This is a genomic window from Achromobacter sp. SIMBA_011, assembly GCF_046535435.1.
Taxonomy (GTDB): Bacteria; Pseudomonadota; Gammaproteobacteria; order Burkholderiales; family Burkholderiaceae_B; genus Achromobacter; species Achromobacter dolens.
The window spans coordinates 1-256 of sequence record NZ_JAWRWN010000803.1 but is presented as its reverse complement, the minus strand read 5'-3'; the positions used below and the strand labels follow the sequence as shown (position 1 = coordinate 256).

1 protein-coding gene is annotated in these 256 nt (G+C 70.3%); it reads right to left on the bottom strand.

What is annotated here, in order from left to right:
- Positions 1-67 precede the first annotated feature (67 nt).
- Positions 68-256 (bottom strand): DUF2957 domain-containing protein (locus SB816_RS33205; RefSeq protein ID WP_410548405.1); only part of this gene is annotated, 189 nt, incomplete at its 5' end.

Genomic DNA, 256 nt, shown 5'->3' with positions numbered 1-256 from the left:
ATGAAGTCTCCCCTGTTCTGTCCGGGCGCCGCGCACCTGCGCGGCGCCGCCGTGTCGCTGCGCGCGGTCACTGCACGAACGCGCCGACCGTGAAGTACGGATTGCTTGCATCGGCCATGTCGAGGAACCCGAACACTCCGCCGGTGAACACGAACTTGCCGGTCGCCGGCCCCGACGCCGCGTCCGCATGCACGGTCGTCACGACGCCCGGCACCTGCTGCGTGAAGTCGAGGTTCAGCGCGCGCGCGAGTGCGGC